We start from the raw sequence: 6,000 nt of genomic DNA on the forward strand, positions 1-6,000 counted from the left end.
CCGGTATTTGGAAAGATTTTTATGCGTTTATTATTTCTGTCTGTCAAGAGTAGGCAGGTTGAGGTGCGTATCCGGCTGACGAGCACAACGCAGACGACAAAGCGCCCCGAAAGATTCGTTCTTTCGAGGCACTTATTTGAAAGGTTGTGAGAGCTTTTTAGTTTTCGAAACCACGCGAAGCTACACGTTCGCGGTATGCCTTGTGGCGGTTGTAGTCGTAGGTGGCCTTCATAGCGGTGATGGATCCCCCCACAAGAAGGACGGACGTAATGAAATAGTAGCCCTTCACCATCAGCGGTTCTTTCAAGGTCCACAATCCGATAATCATCATGGTGATAGCGATGGCGAGCTGCAGCCAAGCAAACACGAGAAAGCCGTAAGCGCCATTGTTTTCTTCATTGGGGTTCATGTTTTACCTCTTCAGGTGTTAATACGAGTGTATTGCCGGTTTCCTAGGCGGAGAACGACGGGGGACGTTTCATATATTACAAGTGGACGCCGCGCGGGCTGAATATGCGGAGCTTTGTTACGTAAAGCAGCGGGGCTTGAATATATAACACCGATTTTTGGGCAGAAAAAAGAGCCCCCTACCGGATTCGAACCGGTGACCCCCTGTTTACAAGACAGGTGCTCTGGCCAGCTGAGCTAAGGAGGCGAAGCGAAAAACGCAACTCGTCCATACTACCGCATAGCGTGCTAGTTTCGCATTGTCGGCGCGCTCACACCTCGTTAGAGATTCAGCGAGCGATGCTTCACCCGCGCCAGGAACTCAGCATCGTGCGTCGCCACCACAACAGCGCCGCCAGCTGCGCAGTATGCGTTCAGCAATCGAACCACTTGGCTCACGCCAGACTCGTCCAAACGCGCCGTCGGCTCGTCCACAAGCAATACGGCAGGACGCGCGGCAATAGCCGTCGCCAAAGCTAGTAGGTGCTGTTCAACAGGCGAAAGGTCCTGAGGATGCTCCTCTTCTTTTCCTGCAAGCCCCACTGCACCTAATAATTCAGACCGTAGCGCCTGCGAACTTTGCCCCGCCGGCCCTAAAGAAATCTCCGCTGCTACCGAGCTGGCGAGAAAATGGTGGGCTGGATACTGGGCAGCAAGACAGACGAGTCCTACTCGCTGGGCAGCATCTGCCCCCGCAAGAGACCTACCGGCAACCAAAAACTCCCCGCCCACCGAAGGTATGAGTCCAGCGAGCGTGCGCAAAAGAGTGCTCTTACCTGCACCATTAGCGCCCTGAATAGCCAGAATTTGCCCGCGATGAAGCTCAATATCGAGCCCAGAAAATATCGGTTGCGGAGCGTCACGCTTACCCCAGATTCTCCGCCTATCGTGCGGCTGAGGATGCACGGCTAACTGTTTCACGTGCAACGCTGGAAGATTTGCCGCTTCGTTCGAGCGCATCTCTTCCACTAAAAGTTCAAAAATTCGGTCTGTCGAATCCTCAACTCGCGCCGCCGTCATCTGAACAGCATCCGCAGAAGCCAGCTTCACCTGATGAGTCGCCAGGTTCAGCTCAGCTTCGGACGGCCTGACCGACGTCCACACCACACTCCCCTCGTACTCTTTCAACAGAGCAAGCACTCGGATTCGCGCGGAGTCGTCCAAGCCGGTGAAAGGCTCATCCATCACCCATACCGCAGGTTGCATTGCCGCAGAACATGCAAGCACCGCCAGCTGCGACTGCCCACCAGAAAGTTGCAGGGGATTCCGTTCTAACACATGTGAAATTCCCAGCGACTCGGCGGCGCTCTCAACCCGAACGGTCATTTCATCCCGCGTTGCCACCGTCGTTTCTAGCCCCAGAGCAATCTCTTCGGCAACGGTTGAACACAGCGCACTCAGTTGCGCCTGAGCATTCGCACCTTGGACGAGAGCACCCCACCGATGCGCAAAACGCTCGGCAAGCCCTGATTTCCCGCTATTTCGACCCCCATAAATCAGAATGCGCGCCGATTGAAATTCCGGCTCGTTCAGATCCGCCGCCATCAGAGCCCGAGCGTCAATAGTCTGCTTCAAAGAACACCTCCATAAGCAAGCAAAACCAACCCAATAGCCAGAGCGGGCAATATCCAACGCGCAACCTTCTGCCCACGCGAATCGGCGTAGGTTCGTAGAAAAATACGATGCCCGGGCATCTCTACTCGACGTTGCGCCAACGATTTTCCACGGTCTTCATGCTCTAACAGAACCAGAGTAAAAACGGTCGTCGCGGTTTTCACCGCAAGCCGCACGTTACCCCCGAGCGTTCTGCGCTCAAGACCCCGAGCCCGCTCGCTTTCCCGCGCAATAGCTACATACCGTTGCAGTTGAGAAAGCGCGTTCAAGGACGCCACAATCAAGTAAATGAGCCTCGGCGGGAGACGCCACTTCCCCAGCGCCGTGCGCAACCCAGCCGCAGTGGTGGTCAGCGATATCAGCGCACATCCGGTTCCAAAGCAAAGAACCTGCAAAGCCAGCAAAACACCAAAATGTAGACCCTCCAACGTCACCGCAAAGTTCAATCCGGCAAATGGCTGCCATTGAGCGAGAACCCGCATCCCGTTGAAGCTAACAGCTTGAATGAGAAAGGACATCCCGGCAACCGGCGCCAGCCCTAACAGGAGAAGTAGCAGACGGCGTCCCTGCCCTGCTCCCAACAAAAGCACACAACCCGTCAACCACAGAATAATACGAGCGCAAATCGACAGTGGAGCCAACGCCACCACGATGAAACTCAATCCGATAACAACCCAGGTTTGCGGATGAAGACCACCCCAGAGCCCATTCCCGTGTTCGAGTAACTTCATCGAGTTTTGAGTTGGTTTTTCACCCGCTGAGGTATAGTCTTGGCAACCGCCCATACCAGTAAGAAGGCAATTGCCTTATCCAGCGGATCAGAAAGCAAGGATTGCAGGGTAGCCGCGCCCAACAAAGACTGTCCGGTTGCCTGTAAAACGGCGACGAGCGATCCAGTACCTACACCTTGCCCGCCACCAAAAACGAATGCAGCTACCGGCGCGCCTAAGAAACCCGCCACAATACCTGTGCCAAATCCTGCCAGCAGGGCGGTCCACCAGCGCTCCAACAAACGATGTTGCCCGGCAATACCTGCCAATACACCGATGACGGCAGCTCCTGCGGCAAAAGGAATAGTCGTGGGGTTGATGGTCAGGCCCCAGGCAAGATTAGTGACGACGCCGGTCAGCACCCCTGCTGCTGGACCAGCCAGGTAACCCACCAAGATAGTTGCGATGGAGTCAAGATAAAGTGGGATTCCCGAGAATCCAACAATCTGACCTAGCACGATGTTAAAGGCAACGGCAAAAGGTATCAGTGCTACTGCTGAGAGTGGAATTCGTTGGAGGTTTCCTAGGAGTAGCAAAATCGCGCCCACGGCGTATCCGCTAACCAGGGGCAGGGAAACCGTCATATCCTCAGCACCACCGCCCGCACTCAGGACGGTAAAGAGGTAAGTCCCCGCAATGACGAGTGCCCCCAGCACGTTCAATAGGGTGTGCGTCCCTCGAGTATGTTGAGTTTGTTCATGATTACCGAGACTCTCACCCATTGGCGAAAGCCTCTGCCCAGACGTCGCGTTTCTTTCTGCCATGCTTTTCTCCTCGGTTATAGGGCGAATGCTTTTCGCACCGTGTCGATATAGTGTTGAAAAAATTCTTCGGTATCCGCAGATGTCAGTACTCTTGCGTTGTGTTCGCGGTTCCACCGTCTGCGCCAGTCGGCGACCGTCTGCCCGCGGGTGAGCCGGCCATCCAATTCCACGTCAATAGTTGTGGCAGTCGACTCCCCCAACATCAAAGCTTCGGATTCGCCCTTAGTTCGGAGCGAATCGTTCACTGCCAGAGCCGTTACAAATGGATCATGAACGTGGGCGATAAATCCCAGTCCATCGCTCTCGTGAAACTCCATATAGAACTGCAACGCGTCGTCCAAAGCTTTGAGGACGGGAGCCTCCCCCGCACACAGTCGCGCTCTTAGCTCAGGGGTCATCTCGTTCTTCTCGGTTTGATCAAGCGGGCACAGAACCGGGTAACATTTCAGTCCTGATTGAGAAAACGTTTCAAATACTTTATATGCCGCTTCTGGGTCAGTATGGATGTTCCACTCAGTGGTGGGCATAGTATTGCCCGTGTGGTTCAAGGCGCCACCCATGATGTACAGGCTTCGCAGTTTAGAAGGCAACTCCGGGTCTAGGTCGAGCGCTAACGCCAGGTTGGTGCAAGGCCCGAGAACGACGGCGTCCAGCTCCCCAGGGTAGGTGTTGGCCATGTCCACCCAGAGTTGTGCCCCCTCCCCCATACCCCGGTTGGTGGGTTCTGCCTGTAGGGGTAGCTGAGCGTACCCTGTGCCAAAGGGACCGTGAGTTTCTTCTGTAGTAGTAAGACGTTGCCCCAGAGGGTCTTTCGCACCCAAGGCCCAAGGCACATCTGGAACGCCGGCGAGGTGCAAGACACCCCGTAAGTTCCGAGCTACTGTTTCGGTAGACACGTTCCCGCCCGAGGCGACTGCTCCCACAATATCTACGCGGGGATGAGCTGCGGCGTAGACGAGCGCCATCAAATCATCGATGCCTGGGTCGCAATCGATAAAGAGCTGGACGTTCCTATTCATGCTTCTCCTTCACACGAAAAAGAGACAGCTACCCCACGAGTTACCGCGGTAAGTAGCTGTCCCTACAAAACCTCTAATAGTTTAGCGGTTATCTACAGATTATGCTTTTCCTTTTTCGGAGATAATCTTGTTAATCCAACCGGTAAAGTCCTTGCTGGTGTACTGCTGTCCGTCTGCGTAAACAGTCGGGGTGCCGGACACTCCGTTCATAGATGACTCGGGGGTCACAACGCTCACTAGCGGATGCCAGGTATTGTTGTCCATGTCTTCTTTGATGTCAGCGCCGTATTTAGAAGCAATATCGATGATTTCGTCGTTCTTCAGAACGTTGCCCTGGTGGGTGAACATTTCGCGCTGCCAGTTCAGGTAATCGTCGGTGGACACCTGGTTAGCAACGGAGTAAGCAGCGTTAGCTGTGCGAGCTGAGTATTCACCGGGGTGGGCTGCATCGAGGAATGTGAGGTTACGGACCTCAAGCTTAATTTTGCCTTCGTCAATAAGCTTTTGGATTTCTTCACCGTATTCCTGTTCAAACTGAGCACAGTGGATGCAGTTGAAGTCCTGGAAAACAGTCAGAGTTACGGGACCGCTTTCTTTACGAGCTTTTTCGGGATCGGGAAGACCAAGCGGGACGGGCGCTGCAGTAGACTCACCCGATGGGGTAGCTGATGCAGATGCTGAATAGAGTGAGTTGAAATCACGGCTGGGCTCAGATGAGGCATCTTTAACAATTCCGTCTTTATCCATCACGATGCCGCCATACTGATTGGCGCTGGCAGGTACGGGACCTGATTCGGCAATCTCTTTGGACTTTGAATTGACCATAACGATTGCAACGATCGCAACGATCGCTACCACCAGTAGAGCTACAGTTGCTTTAATCCAGCCTGATCCAGATTTGGACGTCGATTTCGCCTGCTTTGAGGCTACCTGACGGGCGCGCACACGGGCATCGTCAGCGGATGAGACGTTTCTGTCTTTCGCCACCGGGTTCTCACTTTCTTCTGATTACTGTCTTCTTCAGAATACTGGAGTATTCAAGGAGTAACCACCTTAGAACATACTTTCTCAGTAAACTATTAGAAAGCCTTCAGTGTATCTGTTTATTAAACGAAAAAAGGCCTCGGAGCTATGCTCCAAGGCCTTCTAAAAGTAATGCGGCGATAACCTACTCTCCCACACCGTCCCCAGTGCAGTACCATCGGCTCAACAGGTCTTAGCTTCCGGGTTCGGGATGGAACCGGGCGTTTCCCCTGCGATATAATCACCGCAAATCTATGAAATTAACATGTGCCTATCTTCTTCGTTGAAGAAGAGTGTTTTGTTATTTCAAAACCATACAGTGGACGCAAACACAACCAAACCAAGAAAAAAATATGTAAGCCT

Annotated in this window: 6 protein-coding genes, 1 tRNA gene and 1 rRNA gene; all 8 read right to left on the reverse strand. The window is 53.5% G+C overall.

Going from position 1 to position 6,000, the window contains the following annotated elements:
- Nucleotides 1-157: 157 nt before the first annotated feature.
- Nucleotides 158-409: a YiaA/YiaB family inner membrane protein gene (locus ACFR81_RS05760; RefSeq protein WP_343876098.1), complete on the reverse strand. Its 252-nt coding sequence runs from the start codon at nucleotides 407-409 to the stop codon at nucleotides 158-160.
- A gap of 172 nt (nucleotides 410-581) precedes the next feature.
- Nucleotides 582-655: transfer RNA gene (locus ACFR81_RS05765), tRNA-Thr, on the reverse strand.
- Between the two features lie 74 nt (nucleotides 656-729).
- A complete protein-coding gene (locus tag ACFR81_RS05770; RefSeq protein WP_343876097.1) occupies nucleotides 730-2,022 on the reverse strand; it encodes an ATP-binding cassette domain-containing protein in 1,293 nt (430 codons plus the stop codon).
- Entirely contained in the window at nucleotides 2,019-2,792 is a 774-nt protein-coding gene (locus tag ACFR81_RS05775; RefSeq protein ID WP_343876096.1) for an energy-coupling factor transporter transmembrane component T family protein, read from the reverse strand. Before ACFR81_RS05775 ends, ACFR81_RS05770 begins: the two co-directional genes overlap by 4 nt.
- On the reverse strand, nucleotides 2,789-3,595 hold the full coding sequence (locus tag ACFR81_RS05780) for an ECF transporter S component (RefSeq protein ID WP_145175773.1): 807 nt from the start codon (nucleotides 3,593-3,595) through the stop codon (nucleotides 2,789-2,791). The genes ACFR81_RS05775 and ACFR81_RS05780 overlap by 4 nt, the downstream gene beginning before the upstream one ends.
- A gap of 14 nt (nucleotides 3,596-3,609) precedes the next feature.
- Nucleotides 3,610-4,614, reverse strand: a complete 1,005-nt coding sequence (locus ACFR81_RS05785; protein WP_343876095.1) for a nucleoside hydrolase — start codon at nucleotides 4,612-4,614, stop codon at nucleotides 3,610-3,612.
- A 99-nt stretch (nucleotides 4,615-4,713) separates the two neighbouring features.
- Nucleotides 4,714-5,601, reverse strand: coding sequence for a DsbA family protein (locus ACFR81_RS05790; protein WP_343876094.1), 888 nt, complete (start codon nucleotides 5,599-5,601; stop codon nucleotides 4,714-4,716).
- Between the two features lie 168 nt (nucleotides 5,602-5,769).
- Nucleotides 5,770-5,886, reverse strand: a 5S ribosomal RNA gene (gene rrf, locus ACFR81_RS05795).
- Nucleotides 5,887-6,000 lie beyond the last annotated feature (114 nt).

The sequence above is a fragment of the Rothia amarae genome, assembly GCF_042677725.1.
GTDB classification, from domain to species: Bacteria; Actinomycetota; Actinomycetes; order Actinomycetales; family Micrococcaceae; genus Rothia; species Rothia amarae.

Bases quoted from the DNA above. Each gene is read 5' to 3' on its own strand.
- ACFR81_RS05760 (WP_343876098.1), bottom strand. From the start codon at position 409: ATGAACCCCAATGAAGAAAACAATGGCGCTTACGGCTTTCTCGTGTTT.
- ACFR81_RS05775 (WP_343876096.1), bottom strand. From the start codon at position 2,792: ATGAAGTTACTCGAACACGGGAATGGGCTCTGGGGTGGTCTTCATCCG.
- ACFR81_RS05780 (WP_145175773.1), bottom strand. From the start codon at position 3,595: ATGGCAGAAAGAAACGCGACGTCTGGGCAGAGGCTTTCGCCAATGGGT.
- ACFR81_RS05785 (WP_343876095.1), bottom strand. From the start codon at position 4,614: ATGAATAGGAACGTCCAGCTCTTTATCGATTGCGACCCAGGCATCGAT.